At 41.4% G+C, this 20,226-nt stretch carries 23 protein-coding genes; 1 reads left to right on the top strand and 22 read right to left on the bottom strand.

What is annotated here, in order from left to right:
• Window positions 1-231 precede the first annotated feature (231 nt).
• The 22 genes from E4T71_RS05040 to E4T71_RS05145 all read right to left on the bottom strand — a co-directional run bounded on the left by E4T71_RS05040 (window position 232) and on the right by E4T71_RS05145 (window position 19,887).
• On the bottom strand, window positions 232-921 hold the full coding sequence (locus tag E4T71_RS05040; RefSeq protein WP_135037721.1) for a methionine ABC transporter permease: 690 nt from the start codon (window positions 919-921) through the stop codon (window positions 232-234).
• Window position 922: 1 nt separating this feature from the next.
• A complete protein-coding gene (locus E4T71_RS05045; RefSeq protein ID WP_135037724.1) occupies window positions 923-1,987 on the bottom strand; it encodes a methionine ABC transporter ATP-binding protein in 1,065 nt (354 codons plus the stop codon).
• Between the two features lie 87 nt (window positions 1,988-2,074).
• Window positions 2,075-2,929 carry a MetQ/NlpA family ABC transporter substrate-binding protein gene (locus E4T71_RS05050; RefSeq protein ID WP_135037727.1) on the bottom strand — a complete coding sequence of 285 codons (855 nt, stop codon included), beginning with the start codon at window positions 2,927-2,929 and terminating at the stop codon, window positions 2,075-2,077.
• A gap of 164 nt (window positions 2,930-3,093) precedes the next feature.
• Window positions 3,094-3,948 (bottom strand): MetQ/NlpA family ABC transporter substrate-binding protein, encoded by an 855-nt coding sequence (locus tag E4T71_RS05055; RefSeq protein WP_135037730.1) that lies wholly within the window; start codon window positions 3,946-3,948, stop codon window positions 3,094-3,096.
• Window positions 3,949-4,099: 151 nt separating this feature from the next.
• A complete protein-coding gene (locus tag E4T71_RS05060; RefSeq protein ID WP_135037782.1) occupies window positions 4,100-4,921 on the bottom strand; it encodes an amino acid ABC transporter substrate-binding protein in 822 nt (273 codons plus the stop codon).
• Window positions 4,922-5,048: 127 nt separating this feature from the next.
• Window positions 5,049-5,765, bottom strand: a complete 717-nt coding sequence (locus E4T71_RS05065; RefSeq protein ID WP_135037733.1) for a YebC/PmpR family DNA-binding transcriptional regulator — start codon at window positions 5,763-5,765, stop codon at window positions 5,049-5,051.
• A 70-nt stretch (window positions 5,766-5,835) separates the two neighbouring features.
• Window positions 5,836-6,933 (bottom strand): nucleotidyltransferase, encoded by a 1,098-nt coding sequence (locus E4T71_RS05070; protein WP_135037736.1) that lies wholly within the window; start codon window positions 6,931-6,933, stop codon window positions 5,836-5,838.
• Window positions 6,930-7,667 (bottom strand): class I SAM-dependent methyltransferase, encoded by a 738-nt coding sequence (locus E4T71_RS05075; protein ID WP_135037738.1) that lies wholly within the window; start codon window positions 7,665-7,667, stop codon window positions 6,930-6,932. The genes E4T71_RS05070 and E4T71_RS05075 overlap by 4 nt, the downstream gene beginning before the upstream one ends.
• A 90-nt stretch (window positions 7,668-7,757) precedes the next feature.
• Window positions 7,758-8,111: a ribosome silencing factor gene (gene rsfS / locus E4T71_RS05080; RefSeq protein WP_135037741.1), complete on the bottom strand. Its 354-nt coding sequence runs from the start codon at window positions 8,109-8,111 to the stop codon at window positions 7,758-7,760.
• 3 nt (window positions 8,112-8,114) lie between these two features.
• A complete protein-coding gene (gene yqeK, locus E4T71_RS05085; RefSeq protein WP_135037744.1) occupies window positions 8,115-8,705 on the bottom strand; it encodes a bis(5'-nucleosyl)-tetraphosphatase (symmetrical) YqeK in 591 nt (196 codons plus the stop codon).
• Window positions 8,702-9,334 (bottom strand): nicotinate-nucleotide adenylyltransferase, encoded by a 633-nt coding sequence (locus E4T71_RS05090; protein WP_135037747.1) that lies wholly within the window; start codon window positions 9,332-9,334, stop codon window positions 8,702-8,704. Before E4T71_RS05090 ends, yqeK begins: the two co-directional genes overlap by 4 nt.
• 157 nt (window positions 9,335-9,491) lie before the next feature.
• Window positions 9,492-9,803, bottom strand: a complete 312-nt coding sequence (yhbY, locus tag E4T71_RS05095) for a ribosome assembly RNA-binding protein YhbY (RefSeq protein ID WP_135037750.1) — start codon at window positions 9,801-9,803, stop codon at window positions 9,492-9,494.
• A 52-nt stretch (window positions 9,804-9,855) separates the two neighbouring features.
• A complete protein-coding gene (yqeH, locus tag E4T71_RS05100; RefSeq protein WP_135037753.1) occupies window positions 9,856-10,965 on the bottom strand; it encodes a ribosome biogenesis GTPase YqeH in 1,110 nt (369 codons plus the stop codon).
• The gene (locus tag E4T71_RS05105; RefSeq protein WP_135037756.1) at window positions 10,966-11,493 is read right to left on the bottom strand and encodes a YqeG family HAD IIIA-type phosphatase; all 528 of its coding nucleotides are present in this window, start codon (window positions 11,491-11,493) and stop codon (window positions 10,966-10,968) included.
• 33 nt (window positions 11,494-11,526) lie between these two features.
• On the bottom strand, window positions 11,527-12,906 hold the full coding sequence (locus E4T71_RS05110; protein ID WP_209304472.1) for an MATE family efflux transporter: 1,380 nt from the start codon (window positions 12,904-12,906) through the stop codon (window positions 11,527-11,529).
• A gap of 212 nt (window positions 12,907-13,118) precedes the next feature.
• Complete coding sequence (gene gatB, locus E4T71_RS05115; RefSeq protein ID WP_135037762.1) at window positions 13,119-14,561, bottom strand: Asp-tRNA(Asn)/Glu-tRNA(Gln) amidotransferase subunit GatB; 1,443 nt, start codon at window positions 14,559-14,561, stop codon at window positions 13,119-13,121.
• Window positions 14,561-16,027, bottom strand: coding sequence for an Asp-tRNA(Asn)/Glu-tRNA(Gln) amidotransferase subunit GatA (gene gatA / locus E4T71_RS05120; RefSeq protein ID WP_135037765.1), 1,467 nt, complete (start codon window positions 16,025-16,027; stop codon window positions 14,561-14,563). The genes gatB and gatA overlap by 1 nt, the downstream gene beginning before the upstream one ends.
• On the bottom strand, window positions 16,027-16,329 hold the full coding sequence (gene gatC / locus E4T71_RS05125) for an Asp-tRNA(Asn)/Glu-tRNA(Gln) amidotransferase subunit GatC (RefSeq protein ID WP_135037768.1): 303 nt from the start codon (window positions 16,327-16,329) through the stop codon (window positions 16,027-16,029). The genes gatA and gatC overlap by 1 nt, the downstream gene beginning before the upstream one ends.
• A gap of 318 nt (window positions 16,330-16,647) precedes the next feature.
• Entirely contained in the window at window positions 16,648-17,217 is a 570-nt protein-coding gene (locus E4T71_RS05130; RefSeq protein ID WP_135037771.1) for a cysteine hydrolase family protein, read from the bottom strand.
• A complete protein-coding gene (gene codY, locus E4T71_RS05135; protein WP_135037774.1) occupies window positions 17,217-18,005 on the bottom strand; it encodes a GTP-sensing pleiotropic transcriptional regulator CodY in 789 nt (262 codons plus the stop codon). The genes E4T71_RS05130 and codY overlap by 1 nt, the downstream gene beginning before the upstream one ends.
• Window positions 18,006-18,059: 54 nt before the next feature.
• Window positions 18,060-19,274: a pyridoxal phosphate-dependent aminotransferase gene (locus E4T71_RS05140; RefSeq protein WP_135037777.1), complete on the bottom strand. Its 1,215-nt coding sequence runs from the start codon at window positions 19,272-19,274 to the stop codon at window positions 18,060-18,062.
• A gap of 94 nt (window positions 19,275-19,368) precedes the next feature.
• Window positions 19,369-19,887: a hypothetical protein gene (locus E4T71_RS05145; RefSeq protein WP_135037780.1), complete on the bottom strand. Its 519-nt coding sequence runs from the start codon at window positions 19,885-19,887 to the stop codon at window positions 19,369-19,371.
• A 125-nt stretch (window positions 19,888-20,012) separates the two neighbouring features.
• On the opposite strand from E4T71_RS05145, the gene E4T71_RS05150 reads away from it, so the two are divergent.
• Window positions 20,013-20,226, top strand: a 214-nt coding sequence (locus E4T71_RS05150) for a helix-turn-helix domain-containing protein (protein WP_135034965.1), incomplete at its 3' end; no start/stop codon positions are given.

Here is a 20,226-nt window from a genome sequence, read left to right on the forward strand (position 1 = left end):
CAACTTAATCATTCTATCAAAACTTCATTTGCTTGTCAACACTTTTTGTTAACTTTTTTGAAGTTTTTTTGAATTCGTTCGTTTCACCCGAACTTTTATCATTCATCTGTCCCGTTTAAGGAACTCTCCCTTCAGGACTTTATTAGTATACAACACTCTTACTTACTTGGCAACACTTTTTTTAAAATTTTTTTAAAAAAATTCTCAGAGAAAAGATCCTCTGAGATTTTTTTACTTATGACTGACTTTTTTAGTGATAAAATCCCCCACAAATTGAATCGTAAAAATCAGAATAATAATTAAAACTGTGGCTAGGATGGTCACATCATGGTTATAGCGATTATATCCATAAGCGATAGCAACATTTCCTAGTCCCCCAGCTCCAACAGCTCCAGCCATAGCAGTCTCACCTACTAAGGAGATTAGAGTTACTGTTGTAACTCGAATAAGGTCCGGCAGTCCTTCGCTCAGATAAACACCAATAATATCTTTAGTCGTCGCTCCACTAGCTTGAGCCGCTTCAATAACTCCGGAATCCAACTCCGCTAAAACAACTTGTACTTGACGAGCAAAAAAAGCATAGACGGCAAATGATAGCGGCACAAGTGCAGCATTAGGACCAATACTCGTTCCGACTAAAGTCTGAGCTAACGGTGAAAGAACCGCTAATAAAATGATAAAGGGAATAGCTCGAAAGATCGAAGTTACTTTATCTAAGGTCCAATAGACCCATTTATTGGCTAAAACACCACCTGGAGCGGTCAAAACAAGTAGCAAGCCAGTGACAAGACCCAAAAATCCACCAATTAAGAAGGCATAAAAGGTCATATAGAGAGTCAAATAAATCGCAGTCCCCCAGCCGGCTTGTCCTGACCATCCCATTTTATAAACATTTGGTAAGTAAGTTTCAATAAAATTCATCTTAACGTCCTTCCTTCAGAATTTTAACCCCAACTCCAGATTGCTTCAATCCTTCGTGTGCCTTAGCCAGATTCTCTGTTGAACCAGAAAGAATCACAATCAACTCACCAACCGGCGTATGGTCTAAAATTTCAATATTCCCAAATAAAATATTGGCTGCAACCTCATAGTGCTTAGAGAGGTCATGAATAATAGCTTGATCAGTAACACTACCAGAAAATTTCAAATGTACCAGTTCTTGCCCCGTAGGCAGATGAAGGACACTTTCCTGTTGATAAATTTTCCGTAAAGCTTCATCAATTCCAGTCGCTGTCTCCATGAAATCCTTGGTCAACTCATTTTTAGGATTACTAAAGATATCAAGAACGCTTCCCTCTTCAATCAAACGACCATCTTGCATCACGGCTACACGATTGGCAATATCTTTTACAATCTGCATCTCATGAGTAATCATAATAATGGTTAAGCCTAATCGCTCATTTAATTCCTGAAGCAAATTCAGAATTTGCTTAGTTGTTTTAGGATCCAAGGCTGATGTAGACTCATCTGAAATTAAAATCTTTGGATCATTAGCCAAGGCACGCGCAATAGCCACACGTTGTTTTTGTCCCCCTGACAACTGAGACGGATAATTCTCCGCTCGATCAGCTAAACCAACTAACTCCAATAATTCTTGAACTTTTTGAGCCCGTTGCTCCTTGCTCAAACCAGAATGCTTCAGAGCAAAGTCCACATTTTCAGCTGCTGTCTTTTGGCTCATTAAATTGAAATGTTGGAAAATCATTCCAATTTCCCGACGTTTTTCCCGAAGTGTTTGGGAACTTAGTTGAATCTTCCCATGATCAAAAAAGACTTCGTTATCAACAATCAAACGCCCTTCTGTTGGAGTTTGCAAAAGATTAATAACCCGCACCAAGGTAGACTTCCCTGCTCCAGAGTACCCTACAATTCCATAGATATCTCCCTGTTGAATGGACAGACTAACATCGTCAACAGCTGTAATCACTTTATTTTTCTGGGTAAAGCGAACCCCCATATGTTCCAGTTTAATGATCGCTTCTGACATGATTTTCTCCTATATTTAGTAGCAGAGAAAAGAGTGGGCTTTCTTCCAAACCCACTCCTCTTGCTTGATTTGCATACAGTGTCTGGTTTACCAAACTGGTTGATCCAAACCTTCTGAGGTTTCTTCGATGACTTTTTTCACATCATCCGTGTGGTAGGCTTTGATTAACTTCTTCAAAGCATCTGCTTTATCGGATTTTTCCCAGTCGCTCTTAGCAGCAAGAATATTGTACCATTGTTGTGAGTTCTCATCTGCAACTTCAACAAAGAGGGCTTTCTTAAAGTCAAGTCCTGCTTCAGATACAAAGGTATTGTTAACAACTGCTGCATCTGCTGAATCTAAAGAACGAGCTGTTTGACTAGCATCCAATTCTTTGATGTCCAATTTCTTTGGATTTTCTTTGACATTCGCAATCGTTGCCAACTCTTTACCGGAAACATCCAATTTAATCAAACCAGCTGATTGAAGAAGGTAGAGGGCACGGCTCTCGTTTGTAGCATCATTCGGAACTGTGATTGTTGCACCATCGGGAATTTGATCTACACTAGTGTAACGATTTTTACCGTCCTTTGTTCCTGAGTAAAGACGAATTGGGGAAATGATAGTATCCGCAATGGCTACCAAGTCTCCTTTATTTTCTTCATTCCAGTTATCTAAGAAGTTATAATGTTGAAAAGCATTGAGATCAACATCCCCGTTAGCAGTGGCGATATTTGGCTGTGAATAATCCGTAAACTCTGTATACTCCAGCTTCACCCCTTCTTTTTCCAATAGCTCTTCAATTTTTTCCCAACGTTTTTCTTCAGAATCACTTTTAGCCATGAGCCCTACACGAAGAGTATTATTGTCGGAAGAGGAACCGCCCGTGTTCACACAGGCTGCAAGCGTTAGCCCTGCTAAGGTTGTCAAACCTACTACTTTCAAAATTGATTTCAATTTCATAATTAAACTCCTTTATTGTTCTTGATAATAGAATAACAAACCTCCTTCTAGCTGCCTAGTATGGGTTTTTTATCCGCATCATAAAAAATCTTTATCAATCCCTAAATGATACTGGAACAGCAGAAAACAAAAAGGCTGGGTAGAAATCCCAACCTTCTATTCGATTACCAAACAGGCTGATCCAAACCACCTGAAGATTCTTCAATCACTTTTTTCACCTCGTCAGTATGGTAAGCCTTAATCAATTTTTTCAATGCATCAGCTTTTGGAGATTTTTCCCAATCTTCCTTAGCCGCCAAGAAATTGTACCATTGTTTGGAGTTTTCATCTGGTACTTCAACAAAAATCGCCTTTTTAAAATCAATCCCTGCTTCTTGAACAAAATCATTATTAACAATAGCTGCATCGACGGATCCTAAGGAACGAGCCGTTTGACTGGCATCTAGCTCTTTAATGCTAAGATTCTTTGGATTTTCTTTAATATTGGAGATAGCTGCAAAAGTGTCACCAGAAACATCCAGCTTCAATAAACCTGCTGATTGAAGAAGATAGAGTGCCCGACTTTCATTCACAGGATCGTTTGGAATGGCGATAGTGCCGCCATCTGGAATTTGATCAACACTTGTATAGCGCTCAGACCCATCTTTAGTACCCGAATAAAGACGGAAAGCTGTGAAGTAAGTATCCGCAATCGGAACAAGAGTCCCATTATTTTCCTCATTCCAATTATTCAAGAAATTGTAATGCTGGAAGGCATTAACGTCCACTTCTCCATTTGCGGTTGCCTTATTAGGTTGGGAGTAATCCGTAAACTCTGTATACTCCAAACGAACCCCTTCATCTTTAAGTAGTTCTTCAATTTTATCCCAGCGAGCTTCCTCCGTATCACTTTTAGCCATTAACCCCACACGAATCGTGTTGGCATTCTCTTTTGCATCACTTGATGGAGCACAAGCCGCCAAGGCGAAAGCAGCTAATGATGTTAGTCCTACAATTTTCAATACCGATTTCAATTTCATAAGCAAACTCCTTTTCTTTTTCTTAAGAGTAGAATAACAGAAGCTGACTCCTTCGACTAGTATTGTTTTTTTATGCTGATTATCAAAATACTTTATCAGGTAAAATCAAAAGGGTCCTAAAAAAGTAGCTCCCAAGGAACTACTTTTTAGATTATTTCAAGTCTTCAGCCGTTGGGGCAAAGTCGCCACCAAAGAATTCTTTAGAAAGTTTCTCAAGAGTACCATCAGCTTGAAGCTCTTTGATACGTCCATCGACAAATTCTTTCAAGCTATCTTGACCTTTAGCAAAAATTGGATAAACAAATGGCTGAGCTGTATCTGGCAATTCAATAATTTTCAGATTGTTCAAGCCCTGATTCTTGATGATTGTTTCAACAGAGATACGGTCAAAAATCTTGTAGTCTGCTTGACCGTCATTCAAACGTGTCATGATTTGTTGGAAGTCAGCTTTTGTATAAGAAAGCTCGGTTGGATTATCAGCATGTTCCTTGTTCCATTCTTCCAATTGGGCAGCAGAGTTCGTTCCTTGAACAACCTCCGTTTTCTTACCACCAAGATCATCCATAGACTTGATGCTGTCGTCATCCTTTTGGACAACTAAAACATTGGGATTCTTAGCTACTGGATAAGCATAGAGGTATTTACCTGCACGCTCCTCTGTATAAGAAATGTTGTTAACAGCCATTTGGTAACGATCACTATCCAAACCTGCGAAGATACTTGACCATTCTGTTTTTTCAAATTCAAGGGAATACTTATCTGAATCTTTGAAAATTGCTTTTACAACTTCAATCTCGTAACCTGTCAACTCCCCTTTTTCATCTTCATAGTTAAATGGTTTTGGTGAGGCATTAGTTGCTACACGTACAACTTCCTTGCCAGAAGCTTCAGAAGAGTCTGAGGCATTATTGGAGCAAGCTGCAATCACGAGAGCAGATACAGCAACAAGGGCAAGAGAAATGACTTTTTTCATTTTCATGAAAAACCTCCTTTTAGTTTCTACTTAAGATAGTAACAAAAAAGAAAGAAAAATTCTACTAGCTAGTATTAAGAAACACAAAAAAGACCGAAAACGTTCTCTTTCGGTCTTTTTTATGTTTCTAGAATCCGTCTACATTTGTGTAAACTTTTTGAACATCTTCATCATCTTCCAAGACATCCACGAGTTTTTCAAAGACAGTGAGGTCATCCCCCTCCAATTGCACTTCCGATTGAGGAATCATTTCCAATTCTGTGATCTGGAACTCTTCAATTCCCTCTCCACGAAGAGCCTCTACAGCTTTGTGCAAATCCGTTGGTGCTGTATACACCGTGATGCTTCCTTCTTCTGCTTCTACATCATCAACATCAACATCCGCTTCCAGAAGTAATTCAAAAATAGCATCTGCATCGTCACCTGCAAAAACAATCACACCCTTGTTATCAAACATGTAGGAAACCGAACCACTCGCACCCATGTTTCCACCATTCTTACCAAAGGCTGCACGAATATTGGCTGCAGTCCGATTCACGTTGGAAGTAAGAGTATCGACAATCAACATTGAACCATTTGGTCCAAAGCCTTCATATCGACCTTCAGTAAAGGTTTCGTCTGTATTTCCCTTGGCCTTATCAATAGCCTTATCAATAACGTGTTTAGGAACCTGCGCTTGCTTAGCTCGATCCACAACAAACTTAAGAGCTGCATTCAACTCAGGATCTGGTTCCCCTTTTTTAGCTGCTACATAAATTTCAACTCCAAATTTTGCATAAACTTTAGAGTTAGCACCATCTTTAGCTGTCTTTTTTGCCACAATATTGGCCCATTTACGTCCCATGTTCTTCTCCTTTAATTACTGCATTCACGCGTTATTATATCACTTTCCAAAAGCTGACGCAAAAAAGAATTTACTCTCCACCCCATTGAATCGGAATCCGTCCAAAATTTTGCTCTTCAATGCTCTCTTGACCTAGGCTATAAATCTTATCAGCCTTCTGCGTCAGAACATCCCAAGGCTCCGCTCCAATCCGTGTTACTAGCTTGATTTGTTTCTTCAAAAGCGCTAGGTGCTGACGCCCCCGCTCCGAAAAACCTAGTACATGCAAGGATTCCGGCAAGGAAGTCTCCTTAGCCCCTACCAGAATATAAGTTAAGACACGTCTCACCCGTGCTTTGGTAAAACGCTTGGTCGCCACCGCTGCAACCAGTTCCTCTACCGAATTGACCCGATCAATCGCCTGAAGTAAGCGCTGCGCTAATTCTTCATTAACTTGATAAATCTCTTGTAGATTAGGATAACTAAGAATCTGATAACGCAACAGGGGCCAGTACAAAGACCAATCTTGCTGCGGAGCTTGGGTTAAAAGATTCGCTACGGGGCTATGCCGCTTGATAAATTCCAAATCTCCCCGATGATGACGCAGAGCGGTAGCAGATGCATAACTCTGATTCTTATCCAATGAATGAAAACCAGCTCCCTGGCGTTGGACAGCCTTTAGAGTTAGATTAGTATCCGCAACAGCCTTGGTATAGGCCAAGCCTAAAATATGATTAGGTTTTTGTCCGCTAAAGGTTAGGCCCACAAATTTCTCCCAAGTGGCTTGGCTCTTCTGAGGATAAGATAAGAATGATGGAAGTTGATCCATATACCTGCTCATCTTCTCAGCTTGACTCCTATAAACCTCTAATAACTGATTGTAATCATGGACTTCTTCACTTCCAAAAACAAGCTCCTCTACCCCAGCTCTCGCCAAGATTGCAACCGCTCCAGTTGCAAAAAAATCGGCAGCTTGAACACTGACTAGAAAGGGAAGCTCTAAAACTAGATCCGCTCCCTGAGACAAAGCCATCTGTGCCCGAACCCATTTATCCACAAAAGCCGGCTCGCCTCTCTGGACAAAATTACCAGACATAGCCACAATTTTGAGACCTTCCATTTGATCCAAGAGGTAACGATGGCCATTATGAAAAGGGTTAAACTCTGCAATGACTCCGCTTATTTTCATGGTTTTTCCGCTACAAAGAACCAACGCAGACTTTTTTCATCTGGAGCTTGATTGGTGAAATCTGCAAACATCTGGATATTGGTAAAACCAGCTTGTTCCAACAAAATCTCATAGGTTAGACGTTCATAAGTTCTTTCTTCATGGACTTCATCCTTGCGTACAAAACGACCATCTTCTTCTTGCAAAAAGAAGGTCAATTCATGAACGATCGAATAAGGTGGCTCATCCGGATAGGAATCCCAAACAAAGGCAAAATCTTCTGCATTCTCATGGTAACTATAACCCGGATAGACTTCTTCCATTTGATAAATCGAATGAACATCAAACAGAAAGCGACCACCAGATTTTAGGACCTGGAAAACCTGCTGGAAAGCATCTCCAACTTCAACTTCATCTTCTAAATAGCAGATAGAATCCGAATAGCAAGTCACAGCATCCACAGCATCCACAGCAGGTAATGCCAACATATTCCCTTGGATAAACTCAATATTTCGGCCGGCTTCCTGAGCTCGTTTCTGTGCTAAATCCACCATCTCTGGACTTAGATCTAGGCCTTTTACTCGGTAACCAGCTTGGTCGAGTTTCAGAGATAGAATACCTGTCCCACAGGCCAACTCCAAAATATCTGTTGTATCTGGGGTAAGATGGTCTTGCGTAAAGGCTAGCCACTGGTCATAAAGTTGATCATCCATAATGGAATCATACACACGCGCAAATGTTTCGTAAGTTGTCATCCGATACCTCTATATTCGAAAAAGAGGACACTTAGAAATCCAGGTAAATAGCTACTTGGATTCCTCAAACACTGTCCTCCTTTATATTCTTTAATCTACATAGCTAGAAATGTCAACCATTTCCGCTTCATGCCAAAGTTTCTCCAAATTGTAATCATTGCGAACTTCCTCTGAAAAGACATGGAACACTACTGCCCCCAAATCCAAGAGAACCCAGCCACTGGCCACGTTCCCCTCCAGAGGACCGACTTCTAAGCCAGCTTCTTGAGCCTTTTCACGGACATTATCAGCAATCGCTTCCAATTGACGGCTATTCATCGAGCTGGCAATAACAAAATAGTCTGTTACACTCGTCAACTCTTGAACATCTAAGGCAACCAGATCTTCAGCCCGCTTTTCATCCGCAGCTTTAACAACAAGTTCTAATAATTGATTTCCTTCCATTGTTTACCTCTCTAAAAAGTGTCTGTATGCATTATAGGTTTCGATGGTTTGCGGATAAATAGGAATTCGTTTCTTGGCTAGAAAAGAAAGAGTTTCCGCTGTTTCATAAGCGACTCCCTCTTCTAAAGAAGAAAAAGCTATCCGTCTGGCCTCCTCAACGCCAGGAAAATCTCTCCCTTCCTCGATGTAATCAGCCACATAGAGAATCATATCCAAGGGCGACATGTCCGCTTTCCCAATCGTATGCACTCGAATGGCTTCTAGGATTTCGACATCCTCCAGTCCCAGCTCCTCTTGAATGGCATAAATTCCCAGATAGCCATGCCAAAGGTTATTCCCCCATTGCAGCAAGTCTGGATTTAAGTCCCGTTCTCTGATCAATTTCTGAAAATAGCTATCTGGCTTTTCCTTAGCATAGTCATGAAGCAGACCTGCTAAACCAGCCTTGATAGGATCGTAACCATGGGTTTCCGCCAATTGTATCGCAGCTTTTTCCACATTCAAAACATGCTGATACCGATGCGGGCTCAAAGTCTGACCTAAACACTCCAATAAAGAATCCCTATCAAAGGGGAGATATAAGGAATAGGTCATTTGTATAAGCCCTCACGTTTAATATAGTTCCAAACCAGTTCCGGTAACAAAAAATTAGGTTCACGGCCGGCTGCAATAAAATCACGGACCATGCTAGAGGAAATATCCATTAGCGGTACATCTACCCAGATTACAGGATAAGAGGTCCCTGCCTTATATTTAGGGCGTTGAACACCTACAAACTGTACCAATTCTAAAAGTTCATCAATTCGGTGCCATTTAGGAAGATATTCCACCATATCCGCCCCAATAATAAAGTAGTAATCCGTATCAGGATTCGCCTCCGTGAGCATTTTCATACTATCATAGGTATAACTAATCCCCTGGCGTTCTAATTCTAAACGCTCAATCCCCAAACCTTCTTTTCCATTCAAAGCCAACTCTAACATCATCAGACGGTGGTGCTGGTCAATTGTTTCTTTTTTATCCTTATGAGGGGGAATAAACTCTGGCATGAGCAAGACCTGGTCCAAACTCAATTGCTGCCGCACCTGATCCGCTACTAACAGGTGAGCATTATGGACAGGATTGAAATTCCCTCCCAAGATCCCGACTTGTTTGCGTTTCTTCTCTGGTAAATCCGGTTGCAGAGCAACTTTCGTAAAAGGTGTGACTAGTTCAAGTGCCATCGTTTCTCCTTCTTAAACTCAATAATCCTCAAAGTCTGAGCTTGTCAAATCTCTTTGATGAAATCTATCCATAGTGTAGCCTGTAGATTCACAAGCAGGCTTCCATGTCAGCTCTTTGAAATTTCCCGAGTATGTTGATTTTAAAGTTCGTTCGGTATTATACCTCACGAACTTTAATGGACAATTTGCGATTTTCTTTTTTGGCAGAAGGTTTGAAGAGAATCAATATCCGACCAATTTTTTGGACTGTATCCAGACCAATTTCTTCCTCTAGAGTTTCTGCAACATCATGAATATTTTCATCTGTATTTTGCAATAGTGTAATTTTAATCAATTCACGCGCATCCAAGGCCTTCCGGATACTGGTTTTGATTTCATCATTCAAACCATTTTTTCCAATCTGAATAATGGGTTTCATATGATGGGCTTCAGCCTTTAAAAAAGCTCTTTGTTTGCTTGTTAGTGACATAATTCTCCTTATACTTTTGACTGTGTCTAGCCTTTTTTAAATCGAACCACGATTAAATAATCGCTGGACGAACCAGAACTGTAACTCCTTCAGGTGCCCAGGCAACCAAGCGAGCAGCTTGAGGGATACGAACCCATCCCAAACCTGAAAAGACGACATCACTTTTCTCAGTGATGGTCAAGTTATGAGGGACTAGCCTTGGGAAACTGTCTAACTTTTTCTTCCTTGGTGGTTGCAACAAGTCTCCAACATGTTTGTCGTAAAAAGCATCTGCCCCAGCTAGTTTGGTTCGATGGATGGTCAGTTCATTCTCAAAATAAGCTGTAAAGCCTTGCCGGTCACCGGCTTCAAAATCCAAGCGCGCTAAACCGCCAAAGAAGAGGGTTTGCTCTGGATTAAGTTGGTAGGTTTTAGGTTTTAGCTCTTTTTTCGGACTGACTAATTTCAGATCCTTGCCTTCTAAGTAATGAGCCATCTGGTAACGATGGATAATTCCTGGGGTATCATAGATAAAACGACCATCTTCTAAGGGAATCTCAATTTTATCCAGAGTCGTCCCTGGGAACCGACTGGTTGTAATCACATTCCTATCCCCTGATAATTCCTGAATAATGGCATTAATCAGAGTAGACTTGCCTACATTAGTAACTCCTACCACATAGACATCACGCCCTTTACGGTAGCGATCAATTTTTTCAATTAAATCTTTGATGGCTTCCTTGTTTTGTGCACTGGTTAATTGGACATCCACCGGTCGTAGACCTTCTTCATGAGCTCGTTCAGTCAACCAGCGCAATAATTTTTTATCCTTGACGGATTTTGGCAGAATGTCCTTTTTATTCCCGACAAGAAGGACATCGTTCCCGGAAACAAAACGTGACAAACCAGGAATCACCGAACCGTTAAAGTCAAAAATATCGATAACATTGACCACCAAAGCATCGCTATCCCCGACCTCGTGAAGAAGGCGCAGGAAGTCTTCGTCTGTCATCTCCACATCACTAATTTCATTGTAATGGCGAAGACGGAAACAACGTTGGCAGTAGAGTTCTCCCGTTTCCAGTCCTTTTTCTAAAGCTGCTGGTGGAGTATAGCCCGCCTTCTCTTTTTGATTTGTTTGAATTTCAGCACCGCAACCGATACAAAATAATGTTTCTTGCATTTACAATCCTTTATGAAATTTCATAGGGCCGTACTTGGCTTCCAATTTTTTAAGAACCCATCGTTCCCTAGCTCGGTTAAACTTCGTATTAATGGAATCATGTTGGACCAAGGGTTTAACTAGAATCGACCGAATTCCAGCTCGATGAGCTGCCCGAATATCCGTCATCAATTGATCCCCGACCATAACAACCTTAGACCGTTCAACTTGTAACTTGGCTAAAGCTCGATTAATTCCAAAACTAAAGGGTTTTAGAGCCCAATAAACAAAGCCAATTCCGAATTTCTCAACCGCTCGCGTAACCCGCTTCTTGGTATTATTGGAGACCACCATAATCTGAATGTTCGCATCCTGTACTTGATGCAACCAATTCTTCATCTCCGGTGTCCCGTCTGGGTTGTTCCAAGCAATCAAGGTATTATCCAAATCAACCAAGACTGCCTCAATCCCTAGCTTTTTTAAATCTTCTACTGCGATATCATAGACCGCTTCTACCGTGTAATCCGGCTTATATTGCTCAATTGACACAAGCTACTCCATTTTCCACTGTACTAGTTTCCATTATACCATATCCCCTTCTTTTGCTTCAAAAGGAAAACCAAGCCGATGGTAGGCATTCCATAAGGCACGACCCGCAACCACAAAGGCAATAAGATCAGCTAGGGGCATCGCATAGGCTAATCCCACAACCCCGAAAAAGCGTGGCATCACCAATAGAAAGGGCAAAATAAGTCCTAATTGCTTGAGCAGGGAAATCTTTGCTCCCATCTTAGCCTGACCGATGGCTGGAAAATAAGTTGCTGAAAAAATTTGCACCCCATTTACAAAAGAGAAGAGGAAGAAGGCCCGTAGATAGGCAATCCCAAATTCAAAATACGCATCACTTCCCGATCCAAACAAGGACAAGAATTCATAAGGAAAACCTTCAAAAGCAATCCAAGTTCCAAAGCCAATTACAGATACCCAAACAATGGCAATACGAATGGTTTCCCGCACTCGCTCCCAATTCTCAGCTCCATAATTGAAACTTAATATCGGCTGAGAACCTTGAACAATCCCGATAATCAAGGAAATCATAATAACGTTAATCTTAGCTACAATCCCAGCTACCGCTATAGGAATATCACTCCCATAAACCGAAGTTTCACCATAAAAACGAAGTGACTGATTGGTCACAATCTGCACTAATAAATTAGACGATTGAAAGATGAAAGAGGCCATCCCTAAAGAAGCAAAGGAGCGAACCAAGCTTCCTTGCAAACGAAAGTCCTCCCGTTGGATCTGCACACTCTTAAAGCGAGGGAGGTAGAGAGCTAAAATCAGGGCTGAAACAGATTGACCCAGTACCGTTGCCCAAGCAGCTCCAGCCATCCCCCAACCAAAACTAAAAATAAACAGGGGATCCAGTAAGGTATTCACCACTGCTCCTGAAATAATCGCCACCATCGAATAAGTAGACGAACCATCAGCACGAACTAATGGGTTAGCCCCAATGGAAAAGAGCAGAAAAGGAACACCCCAAATCGACACACTGGTATAGGTCAGGGCCAAATCATAGATACTTTCCGTCGCCCCAAAAAGGGTTAAAAGTGGGCCTAAAAAAATTTGCAATAGCAAACACAGGAATAGTCCCACTACCGCAAGAGTTGCAAAGGCATTCCCCATGACTTTCTTGGCTAAAGCATTGTTTCCACGCCCTAACTCCAAGTTAAAACGAGCAGCAGCCCCGAGTCCAAGCATCAAGCCCAAAGCTAAGCACAGGGTTGTTAAAGGAAAAGCTACATTGGTTGCTGCATTCCCCAAATAACCGATTCCCTGACCAATAAAAATCTGATCCACGATATTGTAAAGAGCATTGACAACATTGGCAATGACCGCCGGTATAGCCAATTGCCGTAAGAGAGACAAAATGGATGCTGTCCCTAATTTATTCTGTTCCACAGAGACTCCTTTCATAAACATTTCCAAAACCAAGAGAAAGGCCGGGACACACTACAAACAGGTGTCTCGACCTTTCCAGTACTCCTTAAATTTCAAAATCTAGCATGACCAAACCTCATTGCTGAACCGTCATTCAATCTTCATCGAACTTGCTCATTATCTTCCTGAACGGTCACAAAGATTCTGATTCTAAAGATAACGAGTAGCAAGCATTAGTCCTCTAAGAGTTTTTGCAATTCTTCTTTGAGAAGAGCTTGAGCCACTTGTGGATTAGCTTGACCTTTGGTTGCCTTCATCAAGAACCCTGTAAAGGCCTTGTCTGCATTACGTTTTCCAGACTTGAAGTCTGCCACCGCAGCAGGCTGTTCTGCAAACACTTGATGAATGATTGGAACCAAGACTGCTGGATCCGAAATTTGAACCAAACCTGCTTGCTCAACATATTCGCGCGCTGAACCGCCATTTTTCGCAAGATGCACAAAAACTTTTTTAGCAATTTTAGACGAAATCGTTGCATCTGCAATCAAACCAATCATCTCCACCAAATTCTCTGGTGTCAAAGCAATTTGTTCTAAGCTTTGGCTATTGGTATTAAGGTATTGAGCCACTTCTCCCTGTAACCAGTTGGAGACTTGTTTAGCATCTCCTCCAAGAGCCACTGCCGCTTCAAAGAAATCTGATTGGAACTTGTTCGCAGTCAATTGACGAGCATCGTACTCACTCAAACCAAACTCTTCACGGTACCGTTGACGACGTTCCTTCGGAAATGCTGGTAATTCTTGACGAACTGCTTCAATCCAAGCATCGTCCAACTGAACCCGCGGAAGATCTGGTTCTGGGAAATAACGGTAGTCGGCTGCTCCTTCCTTCACACGCATAAGGATCGTTTCACCGGTTGCCTCATCGTAACGACGGGTTTCTTGACGGATGACACCACCAGATCGTAAAATTTCAGCCTGCCGTTTGATTTCATACTCCAACCCTTTACGTACATAGTTAAAGGAGTTGAGGTTTTTTAATTCTGTTTTGGTTCCAAAAGCTTCTTGACCATAAGGACGAAGCGAAATATTTGCATCAACCCGCATGGAGCCTTCTTCCATCTTGACATCAGAAATCCCCGTATACTGAATGATTTCCTTGAGAGCTGTCAAATAAGCATAGGCTTCTTCTGGACTGCGCATATCTGCTTCCGAAACAATCTCAATCAAAGGCACCCCTTGGCGGTTCAAATCCACATAAGAATAGCCATCGGTTCCATGAGTGTTTTTCCCAGCATCTTCTTCCAAATGAGCCCGTTCTACACGGATTTTTTTGGTCGTTCCATCCCCTAATTCAATATCGATCCAACCATTGTAGCCAATCGGCTCATCAAATTGAGAGATTTGATAAGCTTTGGGATTATCAGGATAGAAATAGTTTTTACGGTCAAAGTGCATATCCCGATGCAAATCCATATTAAGAGCTAGAGAGGCTTTAATTCCAGCATCCACTACCCCTTTATTTAAGACGGGTAAGACTCCTGGAAAAGCCCAGTCAATAATATTAGTATTCGCATTTGGATCCTCACCAAAATGCGCAGGAGCTGGTGAAAAAATCTTGGAAGCTGTTTTCAACTCCACGTGGACTTCCAATCCAATAATGGTTTCAAAATTCATTACTTAACTCCTCCGAAAATCGCTGGTTTTTCTAGATGGTAGCTAGTTGCTGCCTCAAAAGCTGCAGCAGCCTGATACAAGGTTTCTTCTTGGAAATGATTGGCAATCAACTGCAAACCAACTGGTAAACCATCCGCAAATCCAGCTGGTAGAGACATGCCTGGTAGACCCGCCAAGTTTACCGGAATGGTCAAAAGATCCGCTAAATACATAGAAACTGGATCCTCAATCCGGCTTCCCAAATCAAAGGCAACCGTTGGAGAAGCTGGTCCCATAATCAAATCATAACCTTCAAAAACCTTACGGAAATCTTCCATAATCAAGGTCCGTACCTGCCCAGCTTTTTTGAAATAGGCATCATAATAACCAGATGATAGACTGAAGTTCCCCAACATAATCCGGCGTTTAACCTCATCCCCAAATCCTTGACTCCGTGTCTTCACATAGACATCCTCAAGATTTTCGATATCTTCCGCTCTAAATCCATAACGAATACCGTCAAAACGTTGAAGATTAGATGCGGCTTCTGAAGAGGCAATGATATAATAAACGGCTACACCATAGCGACTATGGGGGAGACTAACTTCTTCCACACGCGCACCGAGCTCTTCAAATTTCTTAGCAGCCGCCAAGATTTGCTCCTTAACTGCCGCATCAATCCCTTCACCCATATACTCTTTAGGGAGAGCGATTCTCATACCTGTCAGATCCTGACCAATCTTACTAGTAAAATCAGGTACAGAAACCGGTGCAGAAGTCGCATCACGATTGTCATGTCCTGACAAAGCTCCAAGCAAGTGAGCATTTTCTCGAACTGTTGGCGCAAATGGACCAATTTGATCCAAGGAAGATGCAAAGGCAATCAAACCAAAACGTGAAATTCGACCATAAGTCGGCTTCATCCCCACGATTCCATTAAAAGCCGCCGGTTGACGAATGGAGCCTCCTGTATCTGATCCCAAGGACAGACGAACTTGACCACCCGCCACAGCTGAGGCAGAACCTCCAGAGGAACCTCCTGGAACCTTACTTTGATTCCAAGCATTCTTACTTGGTTTAAAATAAGATGTCTCATTGGAACCACCCATGGCAAATTCATCCATGTTAGTTTTCCCAATCACAATCATCTCCTTATTATAGAGATTTTCAACACTAGTCGCGTCAAAAATAGGCTTGTAATTGTAGAGCATTTTTGATGCTGCCGTTGTTAAAATTCCTTTAGTAGAGATATTATCCTTAACCGCTACCGGAATCCCACTCAAGACATTATCAACATCCACTCCTTTAGCATCTAGAGCCCGAGCCTTTTCTAAAGCCCCCTCTTCATTTATGGTAATGAAATTTCCCAGTGCGGCTTCCCGCTCTTGAATATCTGCCAAGGATTCCTTGGTCAATTCTTCAACTGAGATTTCTTTTTTTACCAAGAGTTCATGCAGTTGATCGATTGTTTGTTCTTGCAGTCTCATTAATTGCTGCCTCCCTCTTCGAAAATGGCTGGAACTTTGATAAAGCCCTTGTTCTTTTCAGGTACATTTTCAAATAATTCTTCTCGATTCCAACCCGCTTGTGCTTGGTCTTCTCGAAGAACATTAACCTGAGTCACTACAGAGGAGGTTACCGCCACCCCTTCTGTATCCAATTCATTTAACATTTCAACCATATCGACAATCTTGGTCAGATCCGTCGCAAACTTCTCTGTCTCTTCAGCAGTGAAGGCTAGTTTTGATAGATTGGCCACATGAGCCACTTCTTGATGTGAAATCTTCATTCTGTCTCCTTTAAGGTTCCATGTAAATCTTCCTTATTTTACCACATTTCAGGCGTGAAAAATAGGGAGTGGAACAGAGGCTTGGTAAAAAATCCCAGCCTTCTCTTGTTATATCGTAAAAACGCTTTGATACAGGGATTGATTGGGGCAAACAACAATTCTGTTGTATGAATGTAGAGCATTGAATTTGCAAAACCAATTCCAATTGTTCGTATTTGAATGGTACTTCACAAAATAGTTATTCAATTCTATATAAAACTGAATCGTGAGGGGAACCCCAACGAAAATTTTGAGGCTGGAATAATTTCCAGCCTCAAGTCAAAACTCTAATTCTTCGGATGAAATCAACTTAGCCCCTAAAACATCTTTCATATGCTCTAATGCAAATTGATGTTGGGCTTCTGTGATACTGGCTACTGCGTCTGTAACGACTTCAATTTTATAACCATTCTGATAGGCATCAATAGCCGTATGAAGAACACAAATATCTGTGAGTACTCCCGTCAATACCAAGGTATCAACCTTTCGCTCCCTTAAATAGATATCCAGCATAGTTCCTGCAAAGGCAGAATAATAGTGTTTATCCATCCAGTAAACACGATTCGATTCTTGGTGCTCTTCAAAAAATTCTTTAGAGGGGCCATATAGATAACGTCCGTCAGTCCCACTAATATTATGAGGTGGGAAAAGTTGAGTCTCTGGATGGTAAAGATCTCCTTCTAGATGTTCATCAATCATAAAGAAAACATAGGCTCCAGCCTCCCAAGCTTTTTGACTGACAGTTGCTATCGTTTCTGAAATGACTTGAGCCGGTTGCCCTGCCGTTAACCTTCCATCGCTTGCCACAAAATCCCTTGTATAGTCAATGGATAAAACTGCTTTTGTCATTAAAATTCTCTTTTCTTAATTTCTTCAAAAACATCCGGAATCAAGACTTTAAGATAGGTCCCCTTCATACCTAGAGAGCGACTCTCAATCACACCTGCTGATTCCAATTTACGAAGGGCATTGACAATAACACTTCGGGTAATCCCAATCCGATCAGCAACGACTGAAGCTGTTAATTGACCTTCCCTACCACCCAATTCCTCAAGAATAGCAGAAACAGCTCGTAATTCAGAATAGGATAGGGTATTCACCGCCATGCTGACCGTGGTCCTCCGACGAATGTTCTCCTCATCAATTTCCCGCTGATGATTGAGCATTTGCAAGCCCACTACGGTACTAGCAATCTCAACCAAAATCAAATCATCTTCATCAAACGGCTGATCATTCCGCCAAATAATCAAAGAACCTAGACGAATCCCTGTAATGTGGATAGGCGCAACCGTAGTCACTCCATCGGGGTGATTCTCTTTGGTCTCAACCGGATAAATCGATAAATCAGAATTGACATCTAAGTTAGCTTCTGTTTGATATACAAAACTGGCTTCTTTAGCATAGACTTCCGGCAATTTTCTGCTTTCAAAGAAAGCTTCTACCCGGTCATTATTTGTTTTATAACGCATAAAATAGCCAAGTAAATCACCTTGGCTATTAATGATACAGGAATTACAATCGATAATTTCCGACAAGCGTTGAGCAATAGATGCAAAAGGCATCTCATCATGGGATTGCTCATAAGATCCCTTCAAGATAGAAGTAATCCGTGTCGTTTTTTGCAATAACGTTGCCATAGTTCACCTCATTATTCTTTACCTATTGTATCAGAATTTTCTAAATAATGGCAACTAATAACGATATTGAGCTAAAAATCTCTCCATTTTTTCTTGAACTTGAGCAAGCTCTTCCACTCGAGGGAGGTAAACAATCCGGAAATGATCTGGCTCTTTCCAGTTAAAGCCACGTCCATGCACTAGCAAAACCTTTTCCTGCTTCAGAAAATCAAGTACAAACTGTTCATCATCATCAATCTTATACATATTCCGATCAATCTTAGGGAAAAGGTAAAGACCCGCACTCGGCTTAACTGCCGATAATCCTGGGATAGCGTTCACGGCCTCATACATAAAATTCCTTTGCTCATAGATACGTCCCCCTGGTAAGAGCAACTCATCTACAGATTGATACCCGCCTAAGGAAGTTTGCACCACCTGCTGAGCTAGGACATTGGAACACAAACGCATGTTGGCCAACATATTTAGACCTTCAATATAGCCTCGAACGTGTTTCTTCTCACCAGACAAAACCATCCAACCCACACGGAATCCTGCAATGCGATGGGACTTGGATAAGCCATTCATGCTGACACAAAATAAGTCGGGTGCCAAGCTCGCAATGGCAATATGTTCCTTCCCATCCATGACTAAGCGATCATAGATTTCATCCGCATAAATAATCAAATTGTGTTCACGAGCAATTTGAACAATATCCTCCAATACCTCCCTTGGATAGAGAGAGCCTGTAGGATTATTGGGGTTGATAACAACAATAGCCTTAGTTCGTTCGGTGATCTTAGAACGAATATCATCCATATCTGGATACCAGTTAGCTTCCTCATCACAAACATAATGAACAGGCTTGCCTCCGCCCAGACTTACTGCAGCTGTCCAAAGTGGATAATCTGGCATTGGAACCAAGACTTCATCGCCATTATCCAAAAGACCTTGCATGGACATCACAATCAGTTCGCTAACCCCATTTCCTATAAAGATGTCTTCGATATCCACATTAGGAATTCCTTTTAGCTGAGAATATTGCATAACCGCTTTGCGAGCAGAAAAAATTCCCTTGGAGTCCGAATATCCCTCACTTTGACGAGCATTGAGAATGAGATCTTGAATTACCTCATCTGGAGCTTTAAAATCAAATTCAGCTGGATTTCCTGTATTCAACCGAAGAATCTGTTCCCCATTGGCCCGCATCCGCATCGCCTCTTCTAAAACGGGCCCTCGGATGTCGTAAGCCACATGTTCTAATTTTTGCGATTTTTCAAAAAATCTCATTACTCTATCCTCCTTACTGAATCTTATTATACCTTTTTCTGAAGCAAAAAAAAATTGGAGGTTCCTAAACCTCCAATTCTTGAATCATCTTTTCCTATTTTACAGGATTTTTCTTGCGATAAGTCCGCATCCGATCCCGTAAATCAAACATTTTCCCAACAGACGGCAAACTCATGCCCTCAGTCCATTTTTCCCAAGTATTTTGTGTAATTTTAAGAATCACTAGTAATTGAGCTTCATTTAGCTCGTAATCTTTACGAAACTCTGCAATTTCATGTAAGAATTTCTCCGCCCGGTCTAAATCCTCTTTGGTCCACTCACGAGTACTCTTGCGTCCCAACCGACGCTGACGGATTTCTTCTTTTCGTTGTCGAATGTCTTCCCGTAATTTTTCCGGCTTATCCGATTCCATAAAAGCCACAATCTTTTCAATCGATTTTGGATTTGGGAAACTACGACCATATTTCCAAGAGAAATACGTATCCATAGAGACATCCATTTCTTTTGACAATTCATGAATTGAAGCCCCAATGTTTAGCCGTAACGCCTCAATATCCTTCACTAAATACTCTTTGTCTTTCTTGGCATATTCGCGATAATTCGATTCTACCATTTAGACAACCTCCCTAACCATAATGTAACTGTTTATCAGTTTAGCATATTCTAGGCACCTTTAAAAGAGTGTAGTCCTATTTTTTATACTTAACAAAAAACAAAAATAGCTGTATACTATAAGGTATGAAAGTCGAACTAAATGAATATCAAATTAGCGAATTGAAGCAAGCCCTGAAAGATAAAAAGAATGCACAGCACCATAGGAAAATTCAAGCTCTCATTCTCTACTCTGAATGTCAGAATTTAACAGCAGTAGCTAAATCAGTAGGTTTTGTTCATCAAACTGTACGAAACTTATTGAACCGTTATCTAGAAGGAGGTTTAGAGGCACTCCTTA

This window comes from Streptococcus sp. WM07, from assembly GCF_004570525.1.
Lineage (GTDB): Bacteria > Bacillota > Bacilli > Lactobacillales > Streptococcaceae > Streptococcus.

Bases quoted from the DNA above. Each gene is read 5' to 3' on its own strand.
- E4T71_RS05040 (WP_135037721.1), bottom strand. From the start codon at position 921: ATGAATTTTATTGAAACTTACTTACCAAATGTTTATAAAATGGGATGG.
- E4T71_RS05045 (WP_135037724.1), bottom strand. From the start codon at position 1,987: ATGTCAGAAGCGATCATTAAACTGGAACATATGGGGGTTCGCTTTACC.
- E4T71_RS05050 (WP_135037727.1), bottom strand. From the start codon at position 2,929: ATGAAATTGAAATCAATTTTGAAAGTAGTAGGTTTGACAACCTTAGCA.
- E4T71_RS05055 (WP_135037730.1), bottom strand. From the start codon at position 3,948: ATGAAATTGAAATCGGTATTGAAAATTGTAGGACTAACATCATTAGCT.
- E4T71_RS05060 (WP_135037782.1), bottom strand. From the start codon at position 4,921: ATGAAAAAAGTCATTTCTCTTGCCCTTGTTGCTGTATCTGCTCTCGTG.
- E4T71_RS05065 (WP_135037733.1), bottom strand. From the start codon at position 5,765: ATGGGACGTAAATGGGCCAATATTGTGGCAAAAAAGACAGCTAAAGAT.
- E4T71_RS05070 (WP_135037736.1), bottom strand. From the start codon at position 6,933: ATGAAAATAAGCGGAGTCATTGCAGAGTTTAACCCTTTTCATAATGGC.
- E4T71_RS05075 (WP_135037738.1), bottom strand. From the start codon at position 7,667: ATGACAACTTACGAAACATTTGCGCGTGTGTATGATTCCATTATGGAT.
- rsfS (WP_135037741.1), bottom strand. From the start codon at position 8,111: ATGGAAGGAAATCAATTATTAGAACTTGTTGTTAAAGCTGCGGATGAA.
- yqeK (WP_135037744.1), bottom strand. From the start codon at position 8,705: ATGACCTATTCCTTATATCTCCCCTTTGATAGGGATTCTTTATTGGAG.
- E4T71_RS05090 (WP_135037747.1), bottom strand. From the start codon at position 9,334: ATGGCACTTGAACTAGTCACACCTTTTACGAAAGTTGCTCTGCAACCG.
- yhbY (WP_135037750.1), bottom strand. From the start codon at position 9,803: ATGTCACTAACAAGCAAACAAAGAGCTTTTTTAAAGGCTGAAGCCCAT.
- yqeH (WP_135037753.1), bottom strand. From the start codon at position 10,965: ATGCAAGAAACATTATTTTGTATCGGTTGCGGTGCTGAAATTCAAACA.
- gatB (WP_135037762.1), bottom strand. From the start codon at position 14,561: ATGAATTTTGAAACCATTATTGGATTGGAAGTCCACGTGGAGTTGAAA.
- gatA (WP_135037765.1), bottom strand. From the start codon at position 16,027: ATGAGACTGCAAGAACAAACAATCGATCAACTGCATGAACTCTTGGTA.
- gatC (WP_135037768.1), bottom strand. From the start codon at position 16,329: ATGAAGATTTCACATCAAGAAGTGGCTCATGTGGCCAATCTATCAAAA.
- E4T71_RS05130 (WP_135037771.1), bottom strand. From the start codon at position 17,217: ATGACAAAAGCAGTTTTATCCATTGACTATACAAGGGATTTTGTGGCA.
- codY (WP_135037774.1), bottom strand. From the start codon at position 18,005: ATGGCAACGTTATTGCAAAAAACGACACGGATTACTTCTATCTTGAAG.
- E4T71_RS05140 (WP_135037777.1), bottom strand. From the start codon at position 19,274: ATGAGATTTTTTGAAAAATCGCAAAAATTAGAACATGTGGCTTACGAC.
- E4T71_RS05145 (WP_135037780.1), bottom strand. From the start codon at position 19,887: ATGGTAGAATCGAATTATCGCGAATATGCCAAGAAAGACAAAGAGTAT.